The following is a 1,293-nucleotide window of genomic DNA, read 5'->3' as shown; positions in this document are numbered from 1 at the left end:
GTCTGAAGGTCTGGTAGCAATAGCGGAGAGGTCACACCTGTTCCCATGCCGAACACAGCAGTTAAGCTCTCCAGCGCCGATGGTAGTTGGGGCTTTGCCCCTGCAAGAGTAGGACGCCGCCAGGCTTTACATATGTGTCGGAGGATTAGCTCAGCTGGGAGAGCACCTGCCTTACAAGCAGGGGGTCGCAGGTTCGAGCCCTGCATCCTCCATCATCTTCATTTACTTATTTTGCCGGTCTAGCTCAATTGGCAGAGCAACTGACTTGTAATCAGTAGGTTGGGGGTTCAATTCCTCTGGCCGGCACCATTTTTTTGTTTTATAACGTTTGTGTTTTTGTGAGCCATTAGCTCAGCCGGCAGAGCATCTGACTTTTAATCAGAGGGTCGGAGGTTCGAATCCTCCATGGCTCACCATTTTATGCGGGTGTGGCGGAATTGGCAGACGCGCTAGATTTAGGATCTAGTGTCTCGCGACGTGGGGGTTCAAGTCCCTCCACCCGCACCATTTATCAATATATTGCGGAAGTAGTTCAGTGGTAGAACACCACCTTGCCAAGGTGGGGGTCGCGGGTTCGAATCCCGTCTTCCGCTCCAATATAAGAAAATAAGCCAAGCCGGGGTGGCGGAATTGGCAGACGCACAGGACTTAAAATCCTGCGGTAGGTCACTACCGTGCCGGTTCGAGTCCGGCCCTCGGCACCAGAAGCGCCCGTAGCTCAATTGGATAGAGCGTCTGACTACGGATCAGAAGGTTAGGGGTTCGACTCCTCTCGGGCGCGCCATTTACGGGAAGTAGCTCAGCTTGGTAGAGCACATGGTTTGGGACCATGGGGTCGCAGGTTCGAATCCTGTCTTCCCGACCACTTTTGGGGCCTTAGCTCAGCTGGGAGAGCGCCTGCTTTGCACGCAGGAGGTCAGCGGTTCGATCCCGCTAGGCTCCACCAATATTATTTGCTCTTTGAAAACTGAACAAAACAACCAGTATGTCAAGTTAAAAAGCGTAAGCGCTCGATTAGCGACGTACGGACTGGACTGAGCCGAAGGAGATAAAGGAAACACGATGAACGTAGTGAATCGATGTTGACTTATCGTACGGAGGTGAGGGAAGTCTCGCTAGTCGCTGAGCGCTGGAGCTGGATTAGAAACAGGACAAAAGCAAATGCTTTTTCCCTGGATTCAATTTTAAAGCTAAGACTTAAACCTATGGTTGATTGGTGTCAATCATAGACAAACTTTTGGAGAGTTTGATCTTGGCTCAGGACGAACGCTGGCGGCGTGCCTAATACATGCA

General features: G+C 51.6%; 9 tRNA genes and 1 rRNA gene. All 10 read left to right on the top strand.

Going from position 1 to position 1,293, the window contains the following annotated elements:
* Positions 1 to 9 precede the first annotated feature (9 nt).
* The 10 genes from rrf to B1K71_RS00010 all read left to right on the top strand — a co-directional run bounded on the left by rrf (position 10) and on the right by B1K71_RS00010 (position 946).
* Positions 10 to 125 (top strand): 5S ribosomal RNA (rrf, locus tag B1K71_RS00055).
* A 14-nt stretch (positions 126 to 139) separates the two neighbouring features.
* A tRNA-Val gene (locus tag B1K71_RS00050) sits at positions 140 to 212 on the top strand.
* A 21-nt stretch (positions 213 to 233) separates the two neighbouring features.
* Positions 234 to 309, top strand: a tRNA-Thr gene (locus tag B1K71_RS00045).
* A 31-nt stretch (positions 310 to 340) separates the two neighbouring features.
* Positions 341 to 416 (top strand) — tRNA-Lys (locus B1K71_RS00040).
* A gap of 6 nt (positions 417 to 422) precedes the next feature.
* A tRNA-Leu gene (locus B1K71_RS00035) sits at positions 423 to 507 on the top strand.
* 14 nt (positions 508 to 521) lie between these two features.
* Positions 522 to 596 (top strand) — tRNA-Gly (locus B1K71_RS00030).
* Positions 597 to 615: 19 nt separating this feature from the next.
* A tRNA-Leu gene (locus tag B1K71_RS00025) sits at positions 616 to 704 on the top strand.
* A gap of 3 nt (positions 705 to 707) precedes the next feature.
* Positions 708 to 784, top strand: a tRNA-Arg gene (locus tag B1K71_RS00020).
* Positions 785 to 788: 4 nt separating this feature from the next.
* A tRNA-Pro gene (locus B1K71_RS00015) sits at positions 789 to 865 on the top strand.
* A 5-nt stretch (positions 866 to 870) separates the two neighbouring features.
* Positions 871 to 946 (top strand) — tRNA-Ala (locus B1K71_RS00010).
* Positions 947 to 1,293: the final 347 nt, after the last annotated feature.

This window comes from Virgibacillus siamensis, assembly GCF_900162695.1.
Classification (GTDB): domain Bacteria; phylum Bacillota; class Bacilli; order Bacillales; family Amphibacillaceae; genus Lentibacillus; species Lentibacillus siamensis_A.
The sequence above is the reverse complement of the archived record's forward strand: the minus strand, read 5'-3'. Positions and strand labels throughout refer to the sequence as shown.